This is a genomic window from Pseudomonas sp. SIMBA_067 (assembly GCF_046534675.1).
Classification (GTDB): domain Bacteria; phylum Pseudomonadota; class Gammaproteobacteria; order Pseudomonadales; family Pseudomonadaceae; genus Aquipseudomonas; species Aquipseudomonas putida.
This window is the reverse complement of record NZ_JAWRYH010000554.1, coordinates 1-266: the sequence shown is the minus strand read 5'-3', so window position 1 is coordinate 266 and position 266 is coordinate 1. Positions and strand designations below refer to the sequence as shown.

Below are 266 nucleotides of genomic sequence, written 5' to 3'. Positions count from 1 at the left end.
GGCGATAATCGCGGTTCTGGTAGAAGTTGCGCAGCTCCAGGCTGCCCTGGCTGTCGCCGATGAAGTCGGCGCGGGCGGGCAGTGGCAAGGCCAGCGCTGCCACCAGCGCCAGGCGCAGGCAGGTGATAGCCGGTTCAGGCTTGAACATGTGATGTCCCTTTTATTGTTGTTATGGACGGCGGCCAGCGCTGCCTTCAGCCGACCTTGCGGCTGTCGTGCTGGCGCTCGGCATCGGCGCGTTTCTTCAGGTAGAGGCGGGTGGCGAC

Annotated in this window: 1 pseudogene; it reads right to left on the bottom strand. The window is 64.7% G+C overall.

Features of this window, described 5'->3' with window-relative positions:
• Positions 1–148: pseudogene (locus tag SB765_RS30295) on the bottom strand (outer membrane porin, OprD family); the annotation flags it as partial.
• Positions 149–266: the final 118 nt, after the last annotated feature.